Annotated in this window: 23 protein-coding genes, 1 other RNA gene and 1 pseudogene; 13 read left to right on the forward strand and 12 right to left on the reverse strand. The window is 43.3% G+C overall.

The window, feature by feature from the left end:
* Positions 1–47: 47 nt before the first annotated feature.
* Both adk and KUG37_RS02850 read left to right on the forward strand, forming a co-directional pair.
* The gene (gene adk / locus KUG37_RS02845; protein ID WP_216936920.1) at positions 48–707 is read left to right on the forward strand and encodes an adenylate kinase; all 660 of its coding nucleotides are present in this window, start codon (positions 48–50) and stop codon (positions 705–707) included.
* A gap of 87 nt (positions 708–794) precedes the next feature.
* A complete protein-coding gene (locus KUG37_RS02850) occupies positions 795–1,010 on the forward strand; it encodes a hypothetical protein (RefSeq protein WP_216936921.1) in 216 nt (71 codons plus the stop codon).
* Between the two features lie 117 nt (positions 1,011–1,127).
* Here the strand turns inward: KUG37_RS02850 and nth are convergent, their stop codons facing one another.
* Together nth and KUG37_RS02860 are read right to left on the reverse strand one after the other, a co-directional pair.
* On the reverse strand, positions 1,128–1,841 hold the full coding sequence (gene nth / locus KUG37_RS02855; protein WP_216936922.1) for an endonuclease III: 714 nt from the start codon (positions 1,839–1,841) through the stop codon (positions 1,128–1,130).
* A gap of 3 nt (positions 1,842–1,844) precedes the next feature.
* Complete coding sequence (locus KUG37_RS02860; RefSeq protein WP_216936923.1) at positions 1,845–2,636, reverse strand: RnfABCDGE type electron transport complex subunit B; 792 nt, start codon at positions 2,634–2,636, stop codon at positions 1,845–1,847.
* A gap of 348 nt (positions 2,637–2,984) precedes the next feature.
* On the opposite strand from KUG37_RS02860, the gene gdhA reads away from it, so the two are divergent.
* The gene (gdhA, locus tag KUG37_RS02865) at positions 2,985–4,328 is read left to right on the forward strand and encodes an NADP-specific glutamate dehydrogenase (RefSeq protein WP_216936924.1); all 1,344 of its coding nucleotides are present in this window, start codon (positions 2,985–2,987) and stop codon (positions 4,326–4,328) included.
* A 152-nt stretch (positions 4,329–4,480) separates the two neighbouring features.
* Here gdhA and KUG37_RS02870 read toward each other — a convergent pair whose 3' ends face one another.
* The 3 genes from KUG37_RS02870 to rlmH all read right to left on the reverse strand — a co-directional run bounded on the left by KUG37_RS02870 (position 4,481) and on the right by rlmH (position 6,749).
* The gene (locus tag KUG37_RS02870) at positions 4,481–5,254 is read right to left on the reverse strand and encodes an META and DUF4377 domain-containing protein (protein WP_216936925.1); all 774 of its coding nucleotides are present in this window, start codon (positions 5,252–5,254) and stop codon (positions 4,481–4,483) included.
* Positions 5,255–5,379: 125 nt separating this feature from the next.
* Entirely contained in the window at positions 5,380–6,156 is a 777-nt protein-coding gene (locus KUG37_RS02875) for a dioxygenase (RefSeq protein WP_216936926.1), read from the reverse strand.
* 110 nt (positions 6,157–6,266) lie between these two features.
* Positions 6,267–6,749: a 23S rRNA (pseudouridine(1915)-N(3))-methyltransferase RlmH gene (rlmH, locus tag KUG37_RS02880; protein WP_004646335.1), complete on the reverse strand. Its 483-nt coding sequence runs from the start codon at positions 6,747–6,749 to the stop codon at positions 6,267–6,269.
* Between the two features lie 153 nt (positions 6,750–6,902).
* Between rlmH and KUG37_RS02885 the strand changes: the two genes are divergently transcribed.
* Complete coding sequence (locus KUG37_RS02885) at positions 6,903–7,850, forward strand: M28 family peptidase (RefSeq protein WP_216936927.1); 948 nt, start codon at positions 6,903–6,905, stop codon at positions 7,848–7,850.
* 112 nt (positions 7,851–7,962) lie between these two features.
* Here KUG37_RS02885 and lon read toward each other — a convergent pair whose 3' ends face one another.
* Together lon and KUG37_RS02895 are read right to left on the reverse strand one after the other, a co-directional pair.
* Positions 7,963–10,389, reverse strand: a complete 2,427-nt coding sequence (gene lon / locus KUG37_RS02890) for an endopeptidase La (protein ID WP_216936928.1) — start codon at positions 10,387–10,389, stop codon at positions 7,963–7,965.
* Between the two features lie 147 nt (positions 10,390–10,536).
* Positions 10,537–11,118 (reverse strand): 5-formyltetrahydrofolate cyclo-ligase, encoded by a 582-nt coding sequence (locus KUG37_RS02895; protein WP_216936929.1) that lies wholly within the window; start codon positions 11,116–11,118, stop codon positions 10,537–10,539.
* A 450-nt stretch (positions 11,119–11,568) separates the two neighbouring features.
* Here KUG37_RS02895 and KUG37_RS02900 point away from each other — a divergent pair, with 450 nt between their 5' ends.
* The gene (locus KUG37_RS02900; protein ID WP_216936939.1) at positions 11,569–12,051 is read left to right on the forward strand and encodes a VOC family protein; all 483 of its coding nucleotides are present in this window, start codon (positions 11,569–11,571) and stop codon (positions 12,049–12,051) included.
* Positions 12,052–12,272: 221 nt separating this feature from the next.
* Here the strand turns inward: KUG37_RS02900 and KUG37_RS02905 are convergent.
* Positions 12,273–13,017, reverse strand: a protein-coding gene (locus KUG37_RS02905; protein WP_216936940.1) for an IS5 family transposase whose coding sequence is annotated in 2 segments (ribosomal slippage) — positions 12,273–12,810 and positions 12,809–13,017 — 747 coding nt in all. Because the reading frame shifts where the segments join, the coding sequence is not laid out codon by codon here.
* Positions 13,018–13,527: 510 nt separating this feature from the next.
* Between KUG37_RS02905 and KUG37_RS02910 the strand changes: the two genes are divergently transcribed.
* From KUG37_RS02910 to KUG37_RS02930, 5 genes are all read left to right on the forward strand, one after another.
* Complete coding sequence (locus tag KUG37_RS02910) at positions 13,528–13,785, forward strand: hypothetical protein (RefSeq protein WP_254202580.1); 258 nt, start codon at positions 13,528–13,530, stop codon at positions 13,783–13,785.
* A 59-nt stretch (positions 13,786–13,844) separates the two neighbouring features.
* Positions 13,845–17,444 carry an urea carboxylase gene (gene uca / locus KUG37_RS02915; RefSeq protein ID WP_216940135.1) on the forward strand — a complete coding sequence of 1,200 codons (3,600 nt, stop codon included), beginning with the start codon at positions 13,845–13,847 and terminating at the stop codon, positions 17,442–17,444.
* 12 nt (positions 17,445–17,456) lie between these two features.
* Positions 17,457–18,164 carry a GntR family transcriptional regulator gene (locus KUG37_RS02920; RefSeq protein ID WP_216936931.1) on the forward strand — a complete coding sequence of 236 codons (708 nt, stop codon included), beginning with the start codon at positions 17,457–17,459 and terminating at the stop codon, positions 18,162–18,164.
* A gap of 265 nt (positions 18,165–18,429) precedes the next feature.
* Positions 18,430–19,761 carry a sorbosone dehydrogenase family protein gene (locus tag KUG37_RS02925; protein ID WP_216936932.1) on the forward strand — a complete coding sequence of 444 codons (1,332 nt, stop codon included), beginning with the start codon at positions 18,430–18,432 and terminating at the stop codon, positions 19,759–19,761.
* Positions 19,762–20,065: 304 nt separating this feature from the next.
* A complete protein-coding gene (locus KUG37_RS02930) occupies positions 20,066–20,227 on the forward strand; it encodes a YqaE/Pmp3 family membrane protein (RefSeq protein WP_216936933.1) in 162 nt (53 codons plus the stop codon).
* Positions 20,228–20,410: 183 nt separating this feature from the next.
* Here KUG37_RS02930 and ssrS read toward each other — a convergent pair.
* The 3 genes from ssrS to KUG37_RS02945 form a co-directional block, all read right to left on the reverse strand.
* A non-coding RNA gene (gene ssrS, locus KUG37_RS02935) (6S RNA) lies at positions 20,411–20,593 on the reverse strand.
* A gap of 97 nt (positions 20,594–20,690) precedes the next feature.
* A complete protein-coding gene (locus tag KUG37_RS02940; RefSeq protein ID WP_216936934.1) occupies positions 20,691–20,978 on the reverse strand; it encodes a cell division protein ZapA in 288 nt (95 codons plus the stop codon).
* On the reverse strand, positions 20,975–21,532 hold the full coding sequence (locus KUG37_RS02945; protein WP_216936935.1) for a hypothetical protein: 558 nt from the start codon (positions 21,530–21,532) through the stop codon (positions 20,975–20,977). The genes KUG37_RS02940 and KUG37_RS02945 overlap by 4 nt, the downstream gene beginning before the upstream one ends.
* Before the next feature lie 64 nt (positions 21,533–21,596).
* On the opposite strand from KUG37_RS02945, the gene KUG37_RS02950 reads away from it, so the two are divergent.
* From KUG37_RS02950 to KUG37_RS02960, 3 genes are all read left to right on the forward strand, one after another.
* Positions 21,597–22,229: a UPF0149 family protein gene (locus tag KUG37_RS02950; RefSeq protein WP_216936936.1), complete on the forward strand. Its 633-nt coding sequence runs from the start codon at positions 21,597–21,599 to the stop codon at positions 22,227–22,229.
* A 140-nt stretch (positions 22,230–22,369) separates the two neighbouring features.
* Complete coding sequence (pepP, locus tag KUG37_RS02955) at positions 22,370–23,704, forward strand: Xaa-Pro aminopeptidase (RefSeq protein ID WP_216936937.1); 1,335 nt, start codon at positions 22,370–22,372, stop codon at positions 23,702–23,704.
* Positions 23,705–23,993: 289 nt separating this feature from the next.
* Positions 23,994–24,233 (forward strand): DUF378 domain-containing protein, encoded by a 240-nt coding sequence (locus KUG37_RS02960; RefSeq protein WP_216936938.1) that lies wholly within the window; start codon positions 23,994–23,996, stop codon positions 24,231–24,233.
* Positions 24,234–24,779: 546 nt separating this feature from the next.
* On the opposite strand, the pseudogene KUG37_RS02965 reads toward KUG37_RS02960, so the two are convergent.
* Positions 24,780–24,886 (reverse strand): annotated as a pseudogene (locus tag KUG37_RS02965) (IS5/IS1182 family transposase); the annotation flags it as partial.

Below are 24,886 nucleotides of genomic sequence, written 5' to 3' on the forward strand. Positions count from 1 at the left end.
TTGTGGTCGTGGCGTCATACATATTGTTTAAATGAGGATGTTTATATATGCGCATTATTTTACTCGGACCACCTGGAGCAGGTAAAGGTACACAAGCTCAGTTGATCTGTAAGCGCTACAATATCCCACAAATTTCAACCGGTGATATGCTCCGTGCTGCAATTCGTGAAGGAACTGAATTAGGTCTACAAGCTAAAAGTGTCATGGACAATGGCGGTTTGGTTTCTGATGAGTTGATCATTGGTCTGGTAAAAGAGCGTATTGCGCAACCTGACTGTGTCAATGGCTGCATTTTTGATGGTTTCCCACGTACCATTCCTCAAGCAGAAGCTTTGGAAAACGAAGGCATCACTATTGATCACGTGATTGAAATTGATGTACCAGATGAAGAGATCGTACAACGTCTTTCTGGCCGTCGTCAGCACCCGGCATCTGGCCGTGTCTATCACATCGTTTACAATCCGCCAAAAGTGGAAGGTAAAGATGACGAAACTGGTGAAGATCTGGTTCAGCGTCCTGATGATTTGGAAGCAACGATTCGTAAACGTTTAAGCTCTTACCACACTGAAACCGAGCAATTGGTTGGCTTCTACCAAGGCCGTGCAGCGTCTGGTGAAAATGCACCGACTTATGACAAATTAAACGGTTTACGTCCAATCGATGAAGTTCAGACTGATCTTTTCGCGATTCTGGATCAATCAAAATAATCGGCTGACGATGATTTTGACAATCTAAGAGCCCTAAGTCATATTAGGGCTCTTTTTTATTGTGTATTTGAACAGGGTACTGTGGCTATGAAATTTGGCATATTGGTGTTGATGGTGGTATTTCTGGCAGTATTGGTGGGTCTGTTCTATATCAGTTTTAAAATGCTGAATAAAGTCCGTCAGGAAGAGCGCGCAGATAATGCTGCAAAGCGACCCGAGCGCCAGCTTCACCCAAAATTGCAGGCCGAACTTGAACAGCGTAAGAAACAGCAGGAACAGGCCGAACAGAATCAGGAAAAATAATCTAGAATGCTTTAGCCAAGCTGAGAATCGGGTTTGAGCGAAAAGCCGGATTCTCAAAGTCGCTATCAAAGTTTATAGATCGGCCAGCTCTTTTTGATCTTAGCTTGATGTGTATTGCTATTCACTCACATCAATATTTTTCACTGCAATCGGGCGGGCTGCCCCAAACTCGAATCGGTCCGGCCAGTTACAGACATCTGATACCACGCATTCATGACACTTCGGTTTGCGCGCAATGCAGCAATAGCGGCCATGTAAAATCAGCCAGTGATGTGAATCAATAATAAATTCCTTGGGAATAACTTTCACCAGACGGTGTTCAACTTCCAGTACATTTTTACCAGTCGCCAGTCCGGTACGATTACCTACCCGGAAAATATGGGTATCGACCGCCATGGTCGGTTGGCCAAAAGCGGTATTCAGCACTACATTCGCCGTTTTTCGTCCCACACCCGGTAAAGCCTCAAGATCCGCACGATTGTCCGGTACCACGCTGTTATGCTTCTGGATCAGTATCTCACAGGCTTTAATTACATTGACCGCTTTCGAATTATATAAACCAATGGTCTTGATATATTCCTTCAGGCCATCCACACCGAGTGCATAAATCGCTTCAGGTGTATTGGCGACTGGAAACAGTTTGTCCGTGGCCTTGTTGACGCTGACATCGGTGGCCTGAGCAGAGAGCGTCACTGCGACCAGTAATTCAAAAGGATTTGAATAATTCAGCTCAGTTTTTGGATTGGGACGCTGTTCACGCAGACGCGCAAAAAAAGTCTGAATCTGCTTTTTGGTCATGTTTTTAACAGGCTTGGCGTTTGCTGTAGTCATGTTCTATCCTTGTAACGCCTGTAATTGTTGTGTCAGTTCTTCCAGCTGGGTACGTTTTTGCGCATCTTCACGAACTGAAAGCTGTTTTTCCAGCTTTTTAATTTGGGTCCGTAGTTTTGCCAGTTCAATCGTGGTTTTGGAATCCAGCTTAATTGCGGTATCTATTGGCTTGTTTATGACTTCAATGCTAGGAAGATGCTGATTGAGAGCGGCAAACTGGGCAAATAGGGCAGTATCAATTTCTGCGCGTACCACAGGTCCTTTACGATCTGTACGGCGTTTTTCTTCACGCTGGATATATGCATAGTAACGTTGACGCAGATCATCCTGTTCTGTAATGCGCTGCGCTTCAGTCGGTAAGGGCTGTGGATCTTCAATTAGATCAATACAGTCCACTGGACAAGGCGGGATACACAGCTCACAGCCGGTACATAGATCGGTCAGAATGGTATGCATCAGTTTGCCGGAGCCAATAATTGCATCAACCGGGCAGGCGCTAATACATTTGGTACAGCCAATACATTCATCTTCACGAATCACGGCTTTGATTCTTTGCGGGCGACCATCGGCCTGAACTGACCAGACACTTTGTTCAGCCGGAAGTTTAGGACGATTTAATAATGCAGCCAAAGCATCGGCAACTGGTTGTCCGCCTGGCACACATTTATTGGCATTTTCACCTTCAGCAATCGACTGGGCATAAGGTAAGCATCCATCACGATGACCACATAGTCCACATTGGGTTTGAGGGAGTAAAGCATCAATGGATTGGACCAGAGAAATAGGCGAATTCATGTATAACCAGCATTACTCATGACAAGCATGAGAGAGTAAGTGAAACAAAATATGTCGATTTATCAATTTTAACATATTTTTAAATCATGCAGTTATGCACAATTTGGGGTCAAATTATGCCATATTAGTAGGCATAAACTGAATCTAAGCCTTGATTCAATTGGCATTTCCTGACATAGAACAAATATTCATAATCAATATAAATATTTGTTATCAAATTAATTTTAAAGTATTTTCAAAAAAAGTATTGTAGATTAGTTACAAAAGATATTTAATATTTTGCGCCAAAATTTAACATTGATTGTAAATTTGACCAATTTTGATCCATTATCTGCTGAGGATTAAGCGTTGAAATACAACACACTTAATGAGTTCCTAGATTACGTAAAATCACGTGATGCACATCAACCAGAATTTCTTCAAGCTGTAGAAGAAGTGATGACCAGTTTGTGGCCATTCATTCAAAAGAATCCACAATACGCAGCACATGGTTTGCTAGAACGTCTAGTTGAGCCAGAACGTGCGATCCAGTTCCGAGTTTCTTGGGTAGATGACCAAGGTCAAACTCAGGTAAACCGTGCGTTCCGCGTACAATACAACTCAGCGATCGGTCCATTTAAAGGTGGTATGCGTTTCCACCCTTCAGTGAATCTTTCAATCCTAAAATTCTTAGGCTTTGAGCAAACATTTAAAAATGCTTTAACCACACTTCCTATGGGTGGGGGTAAAGGCGGTTCTGATTTTGATCCTAAAGGCAAATCAGAAGGCGAAATCATGCGTTTCTGCCAAGCTTTAATGATCGAGCTGTATCGTCACCTTGGTGCGAATACAGATATCCCTGCAGGTGATATTGGTGTAGGCGGTCGTGAAGTGGGCTACATGGCCGGCATGATGAAAAAATTAAGTAACGACACTGCATGTGTATTCACTGGTAAAGGCTTAACTTTCGGTGGTTCATTGGCACGTCCGGAAGCAACTGGCTTCGGTACTGTGTATTTCGCTGAGGAAATGCTCAAGACTCGTGGCGAAAGCTTCCAGGATAAAGTCGTTACGATTTCAGGTTCAGGTAACGTTGCGCAATATGCTGCTGAGAAAGCAATGTACCTCGGTGCCAAAGTGGTTTCACTTTCTGATTCTGCGGGTACTGTTTACGTTAAAGATGGTTTCACTGAAGCATTACTTGCTGAAGTTATGGAGCTTAAAAACGTAAAACGTGGCCGTATTTCAGAGTTCGCGTCTAAACATGGTTTCGAATATCTTGAAGGCCAACGTCCTTGGGGTATCAAGTGTGATATCGCACTGCCATGTGCAACTCAAAATGAGTTAGACGCTGATGATGCTGATAAGCTTCTTGCCAATGGCGTAATCTGTGTGGCGGAAGGTGCAAACATGCCTTCTACTCTTGAGGCGGTTGAGAAATTCGTTGAAGCGAAAATTCTTTACGCACCAGGTAAAGCATCGAATGCAGGTGGCGTTGCAACTTCTGGTCTTGAAATGTCTCAAAATGCATTGCGTTTAGGTTGGACTTTCGAAGAAGTTGACGAGCGTCTTCATGCCATCATGAAAGAAATTCACCGCAACTGCGTAAAATTCGGTACTAAAGAAGACGGTACTGTGAACTATGTAGACGGTGCAAACATTGCTGGCTTCGTAAAAGTTGCTGATGCGATGCTTGCTCAAGGCGTATTTTAAGTCTGACTTAGTCTAAGCTGAAAACCGGGGCCATTGTCCCGGTTTTTTTATGTCTATTCAAAAACTTCTTTTAATATTTTAGCTGATTTCTTTCTGGTAGAAAAAAGACAACCTAGTTGTATCTCAAAGAAGTTGAATAGGGAGAAGGTGAATTAGAGGGTACTTTTTACTAATTCACGCTCAACTGCCATATCAAAAATATAGGCATATTTCGATTGATCAGCTGCCGGCTGTTTGATTTCAAAACGTTTGACTCGAATAATCTGCCGCTCATTCGGTACATGCTGAAAACCTTCAATCTGGTCATAGAACAAAGTCCAGTCCTTATCTACCTGAGTCTGCAGACCATTCTGATCATATTTGACTTCTTTGACTTGCAAGCAGGTCTGTTGAGCTACACCGATGCATGATTTGGTCTCTGGGGAGATTTCCAGGGAAATGGTTTCAGCCTGACCTTGATATCTGGTTTCTGGTGTCATTTTCCCGGTAAATTCATAGGTTTGACCATTTGCAGCCACCAGCGTCAATGTTGGCTTGCTGCGATCTTTAGCGTTGAGCATAAAAGGAATATCACGCTTTTGTAAAAGCTGGCTGACAAAACGTTCCTGCTCCATGAGTGCTGCATCACAGGCCATTTCGGTGCCTATGACCTCGCCAGTAGTAATGATATTGTTTTTCACTGACCAGGTCGTCCCGAGTCCATTACAGCCCGTCACGGCGCTCAGACGGCCTTGAGTGTCGAAACTGAGTACAATAGGTCGATCTAATCCACGATTCAGTTCCCATTGATAGGTGGGAAGAATCTGATGTGCATTATTTTGTTGAATAGTAGCCACTGCAAGTTCTCCAGCCTGCTGAATATCACTCGACTGACAGGCCGCAAAAGTCAAAGGCAATAATGCCAGTACAATAAATTTTAATTTCATGGATTTATAATAAAGAACAAAGAATTGAAATAATAAGGGATGTATTGCAGAAAAATATGGATACATATCGCAGCTTTAAGTTGCAAAATGTATCCATCATCAAGATTGTGAGTTTTTAATCAAAATTAATCGAAGCGGTAAATATCCATACCGAGTGAACCCATGGTAAAACTGCTATGCACCAGACTAAAGCGCTGACCTGTGCCCATCGCAAAGAAAATCGGAGCAAAATGTTCCAGCGTCGGATGATTTCGCGCCATATACGGAATATTGGACCAGTCCAGTACAGCGTCATAATCGCTATGTGTCAGTTTATGCACCACAAAATTACGGAAACCTGAGGCCCATTCGGGAACATCAGCCGCTGTACCATCCCAAGACAGTTCACGTAAGTTATGGGTAATACTGCCTGAACCAATCAGCAGGATTTGCTGATCACGTAAAGGTGCGAGGCTTTGACCAATCTGATAAATCTCATCCGCACTCATCGACATCGGTAAAGACACTTCGACCACGGGAATGTCGGCATCTGGATACATATGCAGCAGCGGCATCCACACGCCATGATCACGCGGACGGGTACTGTTGGCATGTGCGGAAAAACCGGCATTGGCCAGCAAGCCCAAGATCTGCTCGGCCAGTTCAGGATTTCCCGGTGCAGGATAGCGCAATTGATAGAGTTCAGGCGGGAAACCACGAAAATCGTGCCAGGTCTCTGGGCGAATTGCGCTACTGACTTCCAGTGCATTACTTTCCCAGTGTGCCGACATCACAATAATCGCTTCTGGACGTGGCAGATTTTCGCTCAAACGATGCAGGGCAGGACCCACTTGCTCAGGATTCAGCGCTAGCATGGGAGAGCCATGAGAAATAAATAAGCCGGGCAACGTTTGTAAGTTCATAAGTCAAACCACATCTGGAAGATGTCTCAATAATGCATGAAAAATAGAAATAAGAGCAGAAGGAATTATTCAACAAAACGTTGCATAAAAAGAACGCTTAAGCAAATTCATTAGCCTGCACGATGGTAAGGATGGTTATTGTTGATACTCATGGCACGATAAAGCTGTTCGATCAGCATGACACGTACCAATGGATGCGGCAGGGTTAACTTGGAAAGTGACCAGTGCCAGGCAGCGGCTTTACGCACAGCTTCCGAGTGACCATCTGGTCCGCCAATCGCAAGTGCTACATCATTTCCTTCCAGCATCCAGCCTTTCATGGTTTCTGCCAGTTTTTCAGTGCTGAATTCACGTCCACCCACTTCCAGCGCAATCAGGGTTTCATTCTGCTTGAGTGCATTTAGAATGCTGTCGCCTTCAATGTTGCGATATTTCAGAATATCCGCTTCTGAATCATTTTTGCCGCGCTTGGCCATGGGCAGTTCAATAATCTGGGTCTGTACAAAAGGCTGAATACGTTTGAAATAATCTTCAAAACCAGTCAGCACCCATGCTGGCATTTTTTGACCAATGGTCAGGATACGGATTTTCATACAGAAAGATCAATAATTGGATACCTCATTATAACGATCAAACAACACGAAGTTGAGCTGGGGAAACAAATTGAAATTGAAATGAGAGATTTAGTGTTGCTTTAATGTCCATAGTTCAAGTCTCCGCTTGATAAAGGAATGGAATAATAATAAATGCGGAACAGTGTGGTGATAAAAGGATGTTGTACTGTGCTGCTGTTGCTGGTTGGCCTCCTAGCGCCAAGTCTCAGTGCAGCCAATTCAAGTAAAAATGCTCAGGTTTCTCATCTAGAGCTATTCTTTAGCCAGATCATGAGTGTGGATGAATACCGAAATTATAAGAACCTGAAAGAACTGACCCGGGTGTCTGCCTGGATTAAAGGGCAGATGCAACGCTTTGGCATTCCATGTGAGTTTCAGGTCTATGTAGTCAATAACCTGAGTTACCGGAATGTCATTTGTCATTTAAATGCTCAAGCCAAAACCAAGATGGTAATGGGAGCACATTATGATGTCTTTAGTACCCGAAAAGGAGCTGATAATAATGCATCAGGTGTAGCGGGCTTGCTGGAAACGGCAAGATTGCTTGCCTTACAAAAATCCAGACTCAAGCATAATGTCGAATTTGCTTTTTATACCCTTGAAGAGCCGCCTTTTTTCAAGACAGAGCATATGGGCAGCTATATGCATGCCAAGTCACTTAAAGCACAAAAGCAGAAAATTAAAGGTGTGGTGATTCTGGATTCGATTGGCTATTTTGATGAACATCAGGTACAGAGCTATCCGGTGGGATTAAAATGGATTTATCCACGACATGGCAATTTTATTGCAGCGATTGGACATTTAGCATCGACTGGGCTAACCGGTGATTATTGTGCTGCCATGCAGAGTTTTAATCGTCTGGAGTGTCAACGTTTTGTCAGCCCGAGTTTTGCCCAAGACATGAGTTTCTCGGGTTATCTGAATTATGCCAAATTCAACTATGCGACCATGCTGATTACCGATACTGCGAATTATCGTAATCCTTATTACAATACCGAGCTGGATACTTTGGACAAGCTCGATCTGAGCAAGATGGTGCATGTAGTAGATGGGCTGGTTGCTATGGCGCTACAGCCATAAATAAACAGCTAGATTTCATCTTTTATTCAATAAAAGTTTCATCAAATACTCAATAAAAAGCGCAATAAAAAACCCTGCCGGAGCAGGGTTTTTTTATAGGAAACAACCAGTCTTAATGACGTGCTGCTTTCGCTTCTTCTTTGGTTTTTACAATTGGTGGTTTAACCAGGGCTTTTGGCACAGAGGTCAGTGCCACCGGTAGAACCTCATCAATTGATTTCACTGCTTTGATCTCTAGACCTTCTTTGACATTTTCTGGGATTTCCGCCAGGTCACGTACGTTTTCCTGTGGAATGAATACCAGCTTGATGCCACCACGATGGGCTGCAAGAAGTTTCTCTTTCAAGCCACCGATCCGCAGTGCACGACCGCCCAGACTGGTTTCACCTGTCATCGCGATATCCGGACGAATCGGGATACCGGTGAACGCAGATACCAATGCAGTAGTTAATGCCAGACCTGCCGATGGACCATCTTTTGGTGTTGCACCTTCAGGTAAATGCACATGTACATCGGTTTCTTCGAAACGAGAGGCTTCGATTCCAAGTGCATCAGCACGGGTACGCACTACAGTCATAGCCGTGGTAATCGATTCTTTCATGACATCGCCAAGAGAACCGGTGGTAATAAACTTACCTTTACCTGGAACTGCTGCAACTTCAATGGTCAGCAATTCACCACCGACAGACGTCCAAGCCAAACCATTCACACGGCCGATTTGCGCTTCTTCTTCTGCCATACCATAGTCAAATTTATGTGGACCCAAGTACTCTGGAAGATTAGCCGCTGTTACATCAACCTCAAGATTTTTAGCTTTCTTGCTGACAGCTTCTTTCACCACTTTACGTGCAATTTTTGACACTTCACGTTCAAGGTTACGAACACCGGCTTCACGTGTGTAGTGGCGCACGATGTCACGAATGGCTTCTTCATGAACTGTCAGTTCTTTGGCACGTAGACCATTGTTCTTGATTGCTTTAGGAACAAGATAACGGTCGGCAATATTCACTTTCTCTTCTTCGGTATAACCCGGAAGACGAATCACTTCCATACGGTCCAGCAGGGCCTCAGGAATATTCATGCTGTTTGCTGTACAGATAAACATCACTTCAGACAGGTCAAGATCAAGATCAAGGTAATGATCACTGAACTTGTTGTTTTGTGATGGATCGAGTACTTCAAGCATCGCAGAAGCCGGATCACCACGGTAGTCTTGTGCCATCTTGTCGATTTCATCGAGCAGGAACAATGGGTTTTTTACACCCACCTTGATTAAAGACTGCACGATTTTACCTGGCATCGCACCAATGTAGGTACGACGGTGCCCGCGAATCTCGGCTTCATCCCGTACACCGCCCAAGGCCATACGGACAAATTCACGACCGGTGGCTTTGGCAATGGATTCACCCAGTGAGGTTTTACCGACACCTGGAGGACCAACCAAGCATAGAATTGGGCCACGCAATTTTTTCACACGCGACTGAACAGCAAGATATTCAACAATGCGATCTTTGACATCGTCCAGACCATAATGGTCTGCATCCAGAATTTCCTGTGCTTTGTTCAGGTTGATGCTGACTTTGCTGGCTTTATTCCACGGTGTATCCAGAATGACTTCCAGATAGTTGCGTACTACTGCTGCTTCACTTGAAGCAGGCTGCATCGCTTTCAGCTTACGGAACTCGTTTTCAGCTTTCTTGCGTACATACTCAGGCAGATCTGCTTCAGCAAGACGTTTTTCAATTTCAGCGACATCATCTTCTGCGCCGCCGTTCATATCAGAAAGCTCGCGCTGAATGACTTTCATTTTTTCATTCAGGAAGTATTCGCGCTGGTTCTTTTCCATCTGACGTTTAACAGAGTCGTGCAGGGTTTGCTCAATCTGCTGTTCTTCAGACTGTTGCAAGAGATACGTCATCAACTCAGTCAAATGCGCTTCGAATTCATCCTGTTCCAGGAATTTTTGTTTGACATCAATATTCAATGGAACACGGGTTGCGACGAAGAACAATAACTGTAATAGATCTTCGATTTTGTTGGCTGCGGTGATGAGTTCACGCGCATTACGTAGCTTCGCTTCTGCATATTGAGCGAAAAGTGCACGTAATTCTTGCAAGCGCACGGCTTGGGTGTCTTTATCCATCGTAACCGTCATCGGGCTGAGTTCATGCTCTGCTGTCAGATACTCATTTTCGTCAATGATAGTTTTCAGCTTGGCACGATGCAGTCCTTCGATCAGGACTTTAATACAGTTTTCATCATTTTCGTGATTCACAACTTGCACAATCTTCGCGACAGTACCGTATTGATATAAATTGTCGTGATCAATTTCTTCTGTAAGCGAATCTTTTTGTGCAACCACAAATACTAGATTGTCACTGTTACGAGCCACATCAACTGCATTGATCGATTTTTCACGACCGACAAACAGCGCAATTTGCATATGCGGATAAACCACCACATCACGCAGCGCCAAAAGAGGTAGTACACTTGGAACCTGAGGCTCTAAGGTTTCTTGATTCATGATAATTTCAGACATGAGCACTCCTAATGAGTGACAACGGTGTTGCCATGCTTTTAATAGTGATGGGTAATTTAAAAAATACAAGGGCAGTTAAGATTAAATTGTATGAAAAATGACTAATTATGTGATTTTGAAGTAGTTAGCAAGAGTAAAATTGAAAAATTAACGTTTGAACTTGATAAAAACAGTCGGAGTGATTAAAGCATCTAGGGGCTGATCCCATTTTTCGCGCTTTAAAGGTTGCCTAACCAGCTGAAAGTCATGTGCCAGACCCAGACGAAACGGACGTCCAGGCGCAGAAGCCAAGGTACGGTCATAAAAACCGCCGCCCATGCCAATCCGCGTGCCTGAGGTATCACAGGCAAGTAGCGGCATGAGCAATAGATCCAGTTTGGAAACATGTATACCACGGGTACTCATGGGCTCTCGCATCCCTAGCCGATGATAGGCAAAGCGCTTGTTGCGATATTGGTGCTGGCTGATCCGGACCCAGACCAGATGCTGGTTCATGTCGCAAATTGTAGGCAAGTAGACTTGTTTACCCAGTTGAAAGCAGCGTTCAATAATCCCCTGAGTCTGAATCTCACCAAAGGCATGCAGATAAACGCCGATGTGCTTGGCATGAATGAATTGTGGGCTGCGAACCAGACGGTTTAAGACTTCTTGTGCAGACTGCCTTTGCTCAAATTTAGAGAGATGACGACGCGTTTTACGAAGGTATCTTCTTAATTCCTGAATGGTCATAGGGCAAACAGCATATGCAACAAAATTGTGCTCTAGTCTAAGTGGGAAATCTGGAAAAGTAAAAAATAATTGTGAGCTGTAGTTTCATATTCTTCCTTATCTTTTTATTAAAATTCGGCCATTTTTTCAGCCTCTCTAAAAGATAAAAAACTAAAAAAACAGTCATATCATCAACTTCTAAAATGTCATGAAGCGGTCAGTTTGTTGTCTTTGATTCACTATTTACCAGGTAATCAATATTCAATGACAAACTCCAAAAGCGAATTATTTTAAGAACTTTGAAACAGTTTTAGAATAATAAAAATACAATTCTAAAATAGGTTTATTCTGTTTTTGGGTGAAATATAGACAAGGGATCATATGATTGTTCTCACCTGATATCCCTGATATCTGAGACACATTGTACTTAGGCAGCGCGGGTAAGACCTAAATCAATGGAGATTGAACATGATGAATATTGCGAAGAACACCCTTTGCCTTTGGTATGATGACGATGCGGAAGCTGCTGCACGATTTTATGCAGATACCTTTCCATATTCCTCAATTGACGCGATCAACCTTGCCCCAGGAGATTATCCTTCTGGTAAAGAAGGCGATGTCATCACCGTTGAATTTACGCTGATGGGTGTTGCCTGCATTGGACTGAATGGTGGCCCTGACTTTCAACACAATGAAGCATTTTCATTTCAGGTGGCGACTGAAGACCAGGAAGAAACAGACCGCTACTGGAATGCCATTATTGGTAATAGCGGGCAGGAAAGCGAGTGTGGCTGGTGCAAAGACAAGTGGGGCATTTCCTGGCAGATTACGCCAGTGGTCCTGATCAATGCCTGTAACAGTTCTGACCGTGCTGCGGCCAAGCGCGCATTTAATGCGATGATGACCATGAAGAAAATTGACATCTCGGTGATTGAAGCGGCATTTCGTGGTTGAGAGCCACAGGTATGATCTTTCATGCCAGTGGGTATCGCTGTGTAGCGCAATTTCAGTCCAATAACTGAACCTTTTCCTTTCACTACTTTTTTTATCCTCTCAAGTCATCCCTCAACTTTATAGGGAGAGATTGCAGAAATTTCGGATCAATCCAACCTGATCTGAACTAAAATCCAATTTCTTCCTAATAATTCAAGCCAGGCCCGCTCTAGGGCGTGTCCTCATTTGGCTTTGCACCAAATAAACATGCAAGCAATGTAAATCATAGACTGATAATTGCGTGCAAGCTTATCAAACCGGGTGGCAATAGCACGGAAATGTTTTAATCTCGCAAAGGCATTTTCAACTAAATGTCTTAATTTATATAGATATTTATCAAACTCATTATTCGATCTTTTACTATTTGATCTCATTGGAATAATGGGAATTATATCCTTGTTCTGGGCATACATTCTAATGTACTCAGCATCATACCCCTTATCAGCAATGAGATAGGTTACCTCGCCTACAGTATCAATCAGTTGTTTTGCAACTTGACTGTCGTGGACGTCACCCCCAGTGATTTTAAAATTAATCGGTAATCCATTCGCGTCGGTTGCAAGATGTATTTTTGTTGTTCGTCCACCACGTGATTGTCCAATTGCTCTTTCGCAACCATTCCGAGCTCCACTTGCATTTTGATGCACGCGTATGTAGCTTCCGTCAATGAATACCCATTCTTGATCCAAGACGCCTCGTAATCTAAAAAAAATTATTCCACAATCCCTTGCTTGCCCAACGATTAAAACGATTATAAGCAGTTTGCCAAGGACAAAATTCTTGAGGAATATCACGCCATGTGGCGCCTGTACGCAATTTCCATAAGATCGCTTCCATGATATTTCTACTATTCTTTGAACAGTAGCAACCATGTAATCGTATAGTATCTTGGATTTGCTGCCAGATATCATCTGGTAGGAAGAATATGTGCCATTGAAAATATAGAAATGAAAATAGCTTAAAGGAGGATTTTAAGTCTTTAAAACCAATTCTTCAAATGAGGACACGCCCTAGAATGGGCAAAATCCCAGATGTGACATTAACCGCCTATAGTAAGGAAAGTGGGCTTGATATAGATGCTCTCAGGCGGTTCTGATGCCAGTAATATTGATCTCTATGCCAAGAAAGCGACTACTAGAAAAATTAGGGTCCAAACAGGTCACATGGTATGTGGCCTGGGACACCTTATCAGCATTCAATAATGCCTGTGAAATAGTGAATCATCACCCTCACCAATGAGCCTGGGTTAAACCTTTCAATGAAGGCATTTACTGCACTGAATTGAAAAATAGGCTGAACCAAAAACAACCATTGAATGAAATTATCTCCATTTTATATATCTTGGATTTTATTAAGTATTTGAAAATATAATAAAAATAAAATTGGCACAAGTTCTGCATAACTGTATCCAAACTTGAATACAAGATTGGATACAGAATGCTTCATCACAACATGATCGGCTGGACAGCCCCAGAATGCCGCGATGCCGGTCAGCAAAAAATGCTTCCATTGAATAACTTGGCTCAATTCATTGCCCGACTTGAGGGGAATGAGCCTGCCTGGATTTCGGTTAGGACGGTTGCATATCTTATTCAAACAAAAATTGATGTATTCAAAAAAACTGTATTTCGCATTGTAGATATCAGAGGCTGCCAGAGATCAGTAACGGCGGCAGGCTTATATGCAGCAGCTTAATCAAAAAAATAGATCAATTCGGCAGATTCAGAAAATAGATAGAATAAAAGGAAATTCACATGTTTAAAACTGTACTGATTGCAAACCGGGGCGAAATTGCTGTTCGTGCCATTCGCACATTGAAAAAATTAGGCGTGACCAGTGTCGCCGTATATTCAGAAACGGACCGTTATGCGCAGCATGTACTGGATGCAGATATTGCCGTGTCGTTGGAAGGCACCAAACCCAGTGATACCTATTTAAGTATCGAAAAACTGATTGCTGCAGCCAAGAACACTGGGGCTGAAGCCATTTTTCCGGGTTATGGTTTCCTGTCTGAAAGTTCCGATTTTGCCAGTGCCTGCGAAGAAAATAGCATCGCTTTCATGGGTCCAACAGCTGAACAGATTTTAGAATTTGGTTTAAAACATCGTGCCCGTGAACTTGCTGCTGTTGCCAATGTACCAATGACTCCCGGTACAGGTCTGCTAAATAGTCTGGATGATGCCTTGGCAGAAGCTGAAAAAATTGGCTATCCGATTATGCTGAAAAGTACGGCAGGTGGTGGGGGTATTGGTTTAACCCGTTGTGATGACGCTGAGACACTTCGGGATGCTTATGAAAGTGTGAAACGTCTGGGTGAGCAGTTTTTTAAAGATGCCGGGGTGTTTTTAGAACGCTTTATCGATAAAGCCCGTCATGTCGAAGTACAGATTTTTGGGGATGGTCAGGGACAGGTTGTGGCCTTGGGTGAACGGGACTGTTCATTACAGCGCCGTAATCAGAAAGTTGTTGAAGAAACGCCGGCCGCACATTTACCTGAAGTGACGCGACAAAAACTGCATCAGGCGGCAATTGAACTGGGCAAATCGGTGAAATATCGCAGTGCCGGTACGGTTGAGTTTATTTACGATGCAGCACGTGATGAATTTTACTTCCTGGAAGTGAATACCCGTTTGCAGGTGGAGCATCCTGTCACTGAAATGGTGACCGGTTTGGACCTGATTGAATGCATGTTGAAAGTTGCAGCGGGCGATGCCTTGGACTGGGAGCATCTACGCAGTATTCAGCCACAAGGCGCAGCGATTGAAGTACGGATTTATGCCGAAGATCCGGTGAAGAATTTCCAGCCAAGTCCGGGTATTTTGACTGATGTCTTTTTTCCTGAAAATATTCGGGTCGATACCTGGGTTAGTACGGGAACTGAAATTTCACAATACTTTGACCCAATGATTGCCAAGATTATCGTGCATGCAGAAGATCGTGAAACTGCGATTACGACTCTTAAAGCGGCACTGGCTGAAACTTGCCTCAATGGTATTAGTACCAATCTGGATTATGTCCATACCGTTATTTCAGATCCGCGTTTTGAACAGATGCAGATCTGGACGCGGATGCTGGATGATTTTCTGTATGTGCCTAATGTGATTGAAGTAATTCAATCGGGTACCCAAAGCTCAATTCAGGATTATCCGGGCCGTATAGGTTATTGGGATATTGGCGTCCCGCCCTCAGGCCCAATGGATGATTATGCGTTCCAGTTAGCGAATAAAATTGTAGGTAATGCTCAGGGTGCTGCCGGTTTTGAGTTTACCCTGCAAGGCCCAACCCTCAAATTCCATGCGGATAATATTATTGCTTTAACTGGTGCGCCGTGTGCTGCGAGTCTGGATGATGCTGCCGTAGATTTCTGGCAGCCGATTCGCGTGAAAGCAGGACAAACCTTAAAAATCGGACAGGTTGAATCTGGTTGCCGGACTTACTTGGCCGTGCGAAATGGCCTGAATGTACCGGAATACTTAGGCAGCCGTTCCACTTTTGCTTTAGGTAATTTTGGTGGACATGCAGGCCGAGTATTACGTGCTGGCGACATGATTAAGATGGTCAATCCTGATCTGCTTGCCGATGGTCTAGCTTTGGCGATTGCAGAACCTGAAGCTTTGGCAACAGATCTGATTCCAAACTATGGCAAGGAGTGGAAAATTGGTGTGCTCTATGGCCCGCATGGCGCACCTGATTTCTTTAAAGCTGATTATATTGAGGAGTTTTTTGCGTCAAGCTGGAAAGTGCATTTTAACTCGAACCGTTTGGGTATCCGTTTAACCGGACCGACGCCAAGCTGGGCGCGTGAAAATGGCGGTGAAGCAGGATTGCATCCATCCAATGTGCATGACTGTGAATACGCGATTGGTGCGATTAACTTTACCGGGGATTTCCCGGTGATCTTGGCCAAAGATGGTCCGAGCCTGGGTGGCTTCGTCTGTCCGGTAACCATTGCCAAAGCTGAACTCTGGAAAATCGGACAACTGAAAGCTGATGACACGATTAGTTTCTATCCAATCTCAGTAGAGCAAGCCAATGCCTTGGAGCAGCAGCAAATTTTAACGATTGAAAATTTTGCCAAGGGCGAAATAACCGTCGAAACCGAAACTTCTGCAGTTTCTACAGAAAGTATTCTTGCACTGCGTGAAGCTACACCAGATGCGCCGAAAGCAATGTACCGTCAGGCAGGTGACAGCTATATCCTGCTGGAATATGGCGATAACGTACTGGATTTAGCCCTGCGTTTACGCGTGCACCGCTTGATGCAGTTGATTCGTGAAGCCGATATTGATGGCATTTTAGAACTATCACCAGGAGTGCGTTCATTACAGATTAAATATGACGGCCTGCGCTTTAGCCAGCAGCAACTGATTCACTTCCTGCTCGGTTTTGAAGGACAGATGGGTGATTTACGTGACATTAAAATCCCTTCAAGAGTTATCCATTTACCAATGGCCTTCGAAGACTCGGCAACTTTGGGCGCGGTTGAGCGCTATCAGGAAAGCGTTTGTGCCAAAGCACCGTGGCTTCCCAACAACGTCGATTTTATTCAGCGTATTAATGGTTTAAGCACCCGTCAGCAAGTCAAAGACATTATTTTTGATGCCAATTATCTGATTTTAGGGCTAGGCGATGTATATCTGACGGCACCCTGCGCAGTGCCCCTTGATCCGCGTCACCGTTTATTGAGTTCCAAATATAACCCCGCGCGTACGTTTACTGCTGAAGGTACAGTTGGGATTGGCGGCATGTATATGTGCATTTACGGCATGGACTCACCGGGTGGTTATCAACTGATTGGCCGTACCGTGCCCATCTGGAACAAGTTTAAGAAGAACAAGCAGTTTGGTGATCAACAATGGTTCTTACGCTTTTTTGACCAGATTAAATATTATGAAGTCACTCAGGCCGAACTGGATCAATTCCGTGCTGACTTTGCACATGGCCGGGCAGAGATCAAAATTGAAGAATGCGAGTTTGACTTTGCGGCTTATCAGGATTTTCTTGCAGCGGAACAGGACAGCATTGCTGCCTTTAAAGCGCAGCAACAGGCCGCTTTTAGCACCGAAGTTGAACGCTGGAAAGATGAGTTTGATGCACCGGCAGAAATGGAAATTGTGCAGGATCATACCGATTACAGTCAGTATGTGCCTTTAAACGCTTCCATGACGGGCAATATCTGGAAAATTTTTGTAGAAGCCGGACAGATTGTGAAAAAAGGTGACACGGTGGCCATCATTGAAGCCATGAAAATGGAACTGCCGGTCTATGCCGATGATGATGGCATTGTCAAAGCCATTATCTGCCGTTCCGGCCAGACCGTGCATAGCGGTGAACCACTAGTTTATATGGAGTAATGGATTCAACCTATGACCCTTGTCCGTAATCCAGCCAGTAAAGCGACCGGGAAAAGCTCAGACAATCTGTCTGAGCAGGTTTTCCAGAAAATTAAAAATGACATTTTTAATTTTAAACTGATGCCAGGAGAACGCTTTACCGAATCAGAAATTGCTGGAACCTATGCAGTGAGCCGTACCCCCATTCGGCAGGCCTTGTACCGTCTGCAGCAGGAAGGCTATGTCGATGTACAGTTTCGAAGTGGCTGGCGGGTCCGGCCGCTGAATTTTAAGGCCTATGAGGAGTTGTATGATCTGAGGATTTTGCTTGAATGTCATGCGGTCGAACAAATTTGTCAGATGCCTGAAGATCATTTACAAGCTGTCTTGGCAGTTTTGGTTCAAACCTGGTGTATAAAACCAGAACAGTATGTCTATGACCTCAGGCAGTTAGCCGAGCAGGATGAAGCATTTCATTGTCACCTGGTATCTGCAGCAGGCAATACAGAAATGGCGAAAATTCACAGCGAGATCAGTGAGAAAATTCGTATCATACGCCGTCTGGATTTTTTCAAGGATTACCGGATGGCAGCGACCTATGCCGAGCATCAACAGATTTTAAGCGGGCTGCTTGCCCAAGATGCAGCATCCTGTCTCTCTATCTTGAATGCCCATATCCTGCACAGTCGCAATGAAGTGAAAAAAATCACGCTAGAAATGTTGTCTTGCCGTTCTGTTTAAGTCAGTCATGATAAATCAGCCTTTATAAATACAGACTAGGTCAAAAGGAGGGCCTGACTTTAGAAATGACGATAAGAACAGATAGGGGCTTTGGCACTATTTTATTGAAAAAGATGAGCTACTTTCTTATAGCAAAAAAACATCCCCTATGCCTCAAAATTGATAACCAATTGATAACCAGAAAAAACACGAAGCTGCTAGTGGTCTCTCCAATTATTTTTTAAAGTTAAAACCATAATGATAAAAATAAAAAAAAGAGATAAAAATGCCCATCCGATTTTTTCTGCCTGGTGCAGGCTTTGCACTTCTTTTTGCAGTGACTGGATGTACCATGCCTTCCAAGTCCCCCCTCACTGACAGTTATGGTTCTAAACCACACTTACCTAAACCAAAATCCAGCTTGCTGCCTACAGTGAATATTGCGCCTGCTGAAGGCTGGCCTGAAGGCAAACTGCCAACAGCTGCGGCGGGCTTGAAAGTTCAGGCATTTGCCAAGGAGCTTCAGCATCCGCGCTGGTTATATGTATTGCCAAATGGTGATGTGCTGGTGGCCGAAACTGATGCGCCGCCCAAGCCTCAGGACAGTAAAGGGATCAAGGGTAAAATCATGAAATGGGTGATGCAACGTGCAGGCTCATCGTATCCCAGCGCCAACCGTATTAGTCTGCTTCGGGATACGAATGCGGATGGGGTGGCCGAACAAAAAACTGTATTTTTACAAAATCTCAATTCTCCATTTGGCATGGCACTGGTTGGTAACATGTTGTATGTGGCCAATACTGATGCCCTGATGCGCTTTCCTTATCAATCAGGCACGACTCAAATTACAGCAGCCGGCACCAAAGTATTGGATTTACCTGCGGGTCGCTTAAATCATCACTGGACCAAAAATGTCATTGCCAGTCCTGCAGGCAGCAAACTTTATATCACGGTGGGCTCCAACAGTAACGTAGCTGAAAATGGCCTGGATCAGGAACAGGGCCGGGCACTAATTATGGAATTTGACCTAGCCAGTGCTCAAGCGCGACCTTTTGCAACCGGACTTCGTAATCCGAATGGCATGGACTGGCAACCACAGAGTGGCACACTCTGGACGGTGGTGAATGAGCGTGACGAGCTCGGCAATGATCTGGTTCCTGATTACCTGACCTCTGTCAAAGAGGGTGCTTTTTATGGCTGGCCCTATAACTATTATGGTCAGCATGTAGATACACGGGTCAAACCGCAAAATCCTACGCTCGTTGCGCGGGCAATTCCTCCAGATTATGCACTGGGAAACCATACAGCATCATTGGGTCTGGTTTTCTACAGGTCAGATCTGCTGCCTCAATATCGAAATGGTGCGCTGATTGGCCAGCATGGCTCCTGGAACCGTAAACCGCATAGTGGCTATAAAGTGATTTTTGTTCCCTTTCAAAATGGTCAACCAATGGGCCAGCCCCAAGATGTCTTGACTGGATTCTTAAGCGATCAGGGCAAGGCATATGGGCGACCTGTCGGTGTAGCAGTAGATTCCTCAGGTGCCATTTTAGTTGCTGATGATGTCGGTGACGTGATTTGGCGGGTATCACCCTCGAATACGACTACAAAGCAGTAAGTGAATAAAGTTCAAAAAGTTAAGTGCTTGATTTAGATATAAAAATTCTGGATAGCAAAATTTAAAGCAAAGACTTTATATTAGAACGTCAATACTTTGACTCAAAATGTGTAAGAGCTGCGCTGATTTAAACTAATTTTTAAGCTTCATTTAAGCTGGCTGAATTAGCCTTTTAAAATATTTTTAAACGTGATTACAACAGTATGCACAGAAGTTCTTCAGAGCACACTAAAAACCACCTCAACCCCAGTCTAGTAAAAACTGGATATAAAAATTTAAAACATGGTAATAGAGGGTTTTAAAAATGAAATCAATGATTGCAATTATTTTCCCCTGGTCATTATTTATGACCATCCATAAACCGGTTGAAGCCACGATATGCCTGATGCTGCAGATTTCAATTTTAGGCTGGATTCCTGCTGCAGGCTGGGCGGTATATATCTTATATCGAGATAAAATAGCTTGAAAATTGAATATTTATTGGAGGGGGAAGTTAAAATTAGTTTCTTATTAGGCAGGTATTTGCATACAAGACGATTGCGGCAATAAAATGAGACTTGACCAAAATAAATGCTGAAAATATTAAGCTGGAAGAAAATTTAACAATAAAAATTACGATAATTATAAATATATTTTAACTAAGAAATTGAAGCACTCCGGAGGTGCCGCTGCATGTGTCGTTACCCTGAACCGAAAAGTTCAAGGAGGATGCGACGTATACTTGCTGGGTTTCCCATACGAAGATGGGCATACACTCTAAATATACAGAACACACCCGTAAGTGTTAGTATCGGCAGGGGAATAGACCCGCTGGCGAACACCCCAGAGTTAAGTTAATTATAAACAATAATGACGGTGTGGCAACTCTATGCTGTTCATGAACTGTAAACAGTTCAGTCGAATGTCCGAAGTTTAAGCAGAATATAAGATTATTCAGTTAGTTCTTCGACTTCTTCTAAAATTGTTTGTAACAAACGCTCGCAATGCGCATATTGTTGTAGGGATCTGTTCATGCTCAAAACTTCCTGCATCAACTCAAGCGCGACCATAATAATCAGCTTGCTAGGCTCCATACGTGGTGCTTTACGACGAAATTCATCATATTTTTCATTTAATAACTGTGCCGCACGCTCTAATTCTTCCTGTTTGTCAGGGGGGGAAGCCAAACGGAAACTATGCCCCAATACTCTGAGATCGATTGCAATCTGTTCACTCATGATGAGGCTTCCTCGGTTACTTCAGTCGGATGGGCCAGTTGTTGAATTTCCTGTGCGTGATGATCCTGCGCAGTACCGAGAATGGCCAGACGTTGAATAATCGCTTCAACCTTGGCTTTGGCATTTTCATTTTTCTGGCTTAAACGTTCAGATTCCTGAGTCAAACGCTGAATTTCCTGCTGGGCATGACGCTGTTCAATCAGCATCTTTTCTTTAATCACTCGCAGGTCATTTCGTTCAGCCAGAATTTCCTGAAAACGGTTTTTCAGATCGGTACAACTTTTTTCCAGACGGCCATAACGGTCTGCCAATGCAGTTGCATCATTATTAAGCAGTTGAAACTGGGCACGAGCATCCGTTAATTGTTCTGTCAGATTTTCATTTTCTTGTTGTTTTTGCGCAATCACGCTGTTCTTTTGTTCAATTTGCTGTTGATGTTGCACCATTGAAGAGTCTTGCTCTTCGCGCAAACTGGAATTTTCACTTTCAAGCCGTGCAAGTCGCGTTTTTAACACGCCGATCTGCACTTGTAGACGCTGTAATTCTTCTAACATATCGAGGTCGCACAGTGTTGCAAACAAAGGTAATATATAAGCAGTATAAAGATTGGATAAACGAATGCAAGACGATATTTCAGGTTGGACCGAATGGCACCGCAATTTTTCTTCAATTGAAGAAATTTCTAGCCCCAGCGAACTACATGGTTTGCTCACCGGGATTGTGTGTGTTACTCAGGCGCCCAACCGTCAAGAATGGTTAAAGATTTTAGAAACCCTGGATGTCCCTGAACTGGATGCCGAAGCCTTAGAATTATTGACTGGCGAAGCTGAAGATGTATTCAATGCCTTGTCAGATGATGAATTGGACTATTTACCTTTACTTCCTGATGATGAGCATGTGTTGTCAGAACGCGTACAGGCACTGGCTGACTGGTGTGCAGGCGTGGTACTGGGTTTTGGTTTGGCTTCAGGGCATATCCGTCAGGATGAAATTGAACTGATTGAACATTTACAAGATGTGGCTGCAGTTGAATTTGAAGATTCAGATGATGATGCCGAAGGTGAAGAAAGCTATCAGGAATTGTACGAATTCGTGCGCCTGATTCCAGTAAGCTTGTCTTTAGGCCGTAAAAAGGTCGCTGTAGATGAAATACCTTTATTAAAAACTATGAGTGTGAAACCTCAGCCAGCCTCATCCGCTCATGATGCGCAAAGTGTGGTCGAGATTTTCTCACCAAAACGCCCAAGCTGATTGTATTCTTAGATATCTAAATTAAGTATCTAAAATACTGATTGGAATCAGGCATAAATTTTGCTGTTACAGAGAAATCTATGCCTGATTTCAGGGCCATATTCTAAATAAATGCATTAATCGATAAGAAGTAAGGTGTGATGAAGAAATTGACACAGGCAGTTTTTGAGGAACGTCGCGCAATCCTCGCAGGGGAAATTGGTTTACGCAGTATCGCCATTATTTCCACCAGTCCGGTGGCGATGCGTAATCGTGATGCAGATTATAAATACCGCGCAGACAGTAGTTTCTTCTATTTAACCGGCTTTGCAGAACCTGAAGCTGTGGCTGTGATTGAAACCTTTGACACAGAAGAAGAAGGCTATAGCTATAGTTTGTTCTGCCGCGAACGTAACCGGGAAATGGAAATCTGGAACGGCTACCGCGCGGGTATTGATGGGGCTATTCAGGATTATGAAGCAGATGAAGCCTATGCGATTGATTTGCTGGATGAAGAAATTCAGGAAAAGCTGCAAAATAAAGATCAACTATTTTATCGCATGGGACAGCAGGCAGAATTTGATGCGCGTGTAGCCAAATGGATTGCAACTGCAAGTGGCGAAAGCCGTCGTGGAACTTCTGCGCCAGCGCAAGTGATTCAGCTGGACCGTATTATAGATGAAATGCGTCTGCATAAAGAGGCCAATGAAATTGAATTGATGCAGATCGCTTCCGATATTTCTGCCGATGCACATACTCAAGCGATGCTAGCAGTACGTCCAGGCATGATGGAATACGCGCTGGAAGCCGAGCTGAATTATATCTTTGGCAAAAATGGTGGTGTTCCAGCCTATAACAGTATCGTTGGTGGCGGTGAGAATGCCTGTATCCTGCACTATGTGGAAAATGACAAAGAACTCAAAGATGGTGATTTAGTCCTGATTGATGCTGCGGCTGAATATCAGTTCTATGCTTCAGACATTACCCGCACGTTTCCGGTGAATGGTAAATTCAGCCCAGAACAGAAAGCCCTGTATAACGTGGTGCTGGATGCCCAGATTGCTGCGATCAATGCTGTACAAATTGGTAACTCTTATAAAGAACCACACAATGTTGCAGTGCGTATTTTGGTGCAGGGTTTGCTCGATCTTGGCTTGATGCAGGGTAATATCGACGACATCATAGAACAAGAAGCTTTCCGCCAGTTCTATATGCATGGTACAGGACACTGGCTTGGAATGGATGTACATGATGTCGGTGCTTATAAAGTAGATGGTGAATGGCGTCCGTATGAAGAGGGCATGGTCGTAACAGTTGAGCCAGGTTTATATATCGCGCCTGATGATGAAACAGTAGATACCAAATGGCGTGGGATTGGCATCCGGATTGAAGATGATGTTGTGGCCACTGCAAATGGTCCGCTGGTTCTAACCGCGAAAGTGGTCAAAACGGTAGAAGAGATTGAAGCATTGATGGCGAAAGCACGCGCTGCTTAATCTAAAAAATAAAAAAAGCCAGTCGAAAGATTGGCTTTTTTATGACACTTATAAGCGATTTGAAATAAGAAGTTCTAGATTTTTCGCAATTGTCAAAAAGTAATATAACTTACGTTTATGTCGAACAAGTCAAATAAAACTAACCAAGTTAAAATTTTCAACTTAAAAATTGACAGGAAGTCAACACAGAAAATCCGTTTTTAGCATCAAAGCTACATATTAAATGTGCTGAGATTCTCATACTCTGTTTGATACTTAAATAAACTTAAATAAGAGCAGGAGAACACTGATGAGATTTAATACGATTGACTGGATTGCTTATGTTTTAACAATCATTGGTGGCATCAATTGGGGTTTAATTGGTGCATTCGATTTTAATTTGGTCGCTGCGATCTTTGGTGATATGAGCGCTTTATCTCGAATTATTTATGTCTTGGTCGGTTTGTCGGCATTGTACCTGATCTATACAGGAACGAAGTTGGCCAAAACAGTACACCATACAGATCATCATACCAATATTGTGCGTTAAGATAATCCTTCTGCACCAGTCGCTTACAAGACAAGGGTCATATTATTTATGGGCTTGTTAAGAGAGCTAAATAGTGTGAAAGATAAAGAAACCCCGGTATATTTCCGGGGTTTCTTTATCTAAGTGGCTTATATTTTCTTAGTAGAACAATTTTATAATATAACTAATTAGCTAATAATTGATGATCAATATGAGAATGAGTCATGTTGAGTTGAATGTGACTAGATAAATTGCCTCAAATGGATTAGGAACATATTTTTATCTGGAAGTATTTGAGCTAGTATATGTGCTGATGACAGACGAATCTTTTAAATAAAAGAACTTTCATCCTGCTTTAATAATCTAAAAAATCCATTGAAATATTTGAAGTAATAGCATTTATATAAAACTATATTAAAGATGTTTTCTGAAACGCTCAGTTGTGTATTTCGGATTCTTAAACAGTGTTTGCTCTGTTTAAGAAATAGCTAGTAAATGGATTTTACTTTTGAGAAGTGATGATTAATCACCTGGTATGATTTGGTAATATTAGACTTCTTTCATAAATCATTTTTTACTCAGTTCCAGGTTATAGATACCAGCAATTAAATTGAATCTCAAACCGAGTCTTTTGCCTCTATTTCGATAACGCTCAGCAAGGATCTTGAACGTTT

Source organism: Acinetobacter sp. BY419 (assembly GCF_019038395.1).
Lineage (GTDB): Bacteria > Pseudomonadota > Gammaproteobacteria > Pseudomonadales > Moraxellaceae > Acinetobacter.

Bases quoted from the DNA above. Each gene is read 5' to 3' on its own strand.
- KUG37_RS02895 (WP_216936929.1), bottom strand. From the start codon at position 11,118: ATGACCATTCAGGAATTAAGAAGATACCTTCGTAAAACGCGTCGTCAT.
- nth (WP_216936922.1), bottom strand. From the start codon at position 1,841: ATGACTACAGCAAACGCCAAGCCTGTTAAAAACATGACCAAAAAGCAG.
- uca (WP_216940135.1), top strand. From the start codon at position 13,845: ATGTTTAAAACTGTACTGATTGCAAACCGGGGCGAAATTGCTGTTCGT.
- rlmH (WP_004646335.1), bottom strand. From the start codon at position 6,749: ATGAAAATCCGTATCCTGACCATTGGTCAAAAAATGCCAGCATGGGTG.
- pepP (WP_216936937.1), top strand. From the start codon at position 22,370: ATGAAGAAATTGACACAGGCAGTTTTTGAGGAACGTCGCGCAATCCTC.
- KUG37_RS02870 (WP_216936925.1), bottom strand. From the start codon at position 5,254: ATGAAATTAAAATTTATTGTACTGGCATTATTGCCTTTGACTTTTGCG.
- KUG37_RS02930 (WP_216936933.1), top strand. From the start codon at position 20,066: ATGAAATCAATGATTGCAATTATTTTCCCCTGGTCATTATTTATGACC.
- adk (WP_216936920.1), top strand. From the start codon at position 48: ATGCGCATTATTTTACTCGGACCACCTGGAGCAGGTAAAGGTACACAA.
- KUG37_RS02950 (WP_216936936.1), top strand. From the start codon at position 21,597: ATGCAAGACGATATTTCAGGTTGGACCGAATGGCACCGCAATTTTTCT.
- KUG37_RS02900 (WP_216936939.1), top strand. From the start codon at position 11,569: ATGAATATTGCGAAGAACACCCTTTGCCTTTGGTATGATGACGATGCG.
- KUG37_RS02885 (WP_216936927.1), top strand. From the start codon at position 6,903: ATGCGGAACAGTGTGGTGATAAAAGGATGTTGTACTGTGCTGCTGTTG.
- KUG37_RS02875 (WP_216936926.1), bottom strand. From the start codon at position 6,156: ATGAACTTACAAACGTTGCCCGGCTTATTTATTTCTCATGGCTCTCCC.
- KUG37_RS02945 (WP_216936935.1), bottom strand. From the start codon at position 21,532: ATGTTAGAAGAATTACAGCGTCTACAAGTGCAGATCGGCGTGTTAAAA.
- KUG37_RS02850 (WP_216936921.1), top strand. From the start codon at position 795: ATGAAATTTGGCATATTGGTGTTGATGGTGGTATTTCTGGCAGTATTG.
- KUG37_RS02860 (WP_216936923.1), bottom strand. From the start codon at position 2,636: ATGAATTCGCCTATTTCTCTGGTCCAATCCATTGATGCTTTACTCCCT.
- KUG37_RS02940 (WP_216936934.1), bottom strand. From the start codon at position 20,978: ATGAGTGAACAGATTGCAATCGATCTCAGAGTATTGGGGCATAGTTTC.
- lon (WP_216936928.1), bottom strand. From the start codon at position 10,389: ATGTCTGAAATTATCATGAATCAAGAAACCTTAGAGCCTCAGGTTCCA.
- KUG37_RS02910 (WP_254202580.1), top strand. From the start codon at position 13,528: ATGCTTCATCACAACATGATCGGCTGGACAGCCCCAGAATGCCGCGAT.
- KUG37_RS02920 (WP_216936931.1), top strand. From the start codon at position 17,457: ATGACCCTTGTCCGTAATCCAGCCAGTAAAGCGACCGGGAAAAGCTCA.
- KUG37_RS02960 (WP_216936938.1), top strand. From the start codon at position 23,994: ATGAGATTTAATACGATTGACTGGATTGCTTATGTTTTAACAATCATT.
- KUG37_RS02925 (WP_216936932.1), top strand. From the start codon at position 18,430: ATGCCCATCCGATTTTTTCTGCCTGGTGCAGGCTTTGCACTTCTTTTT.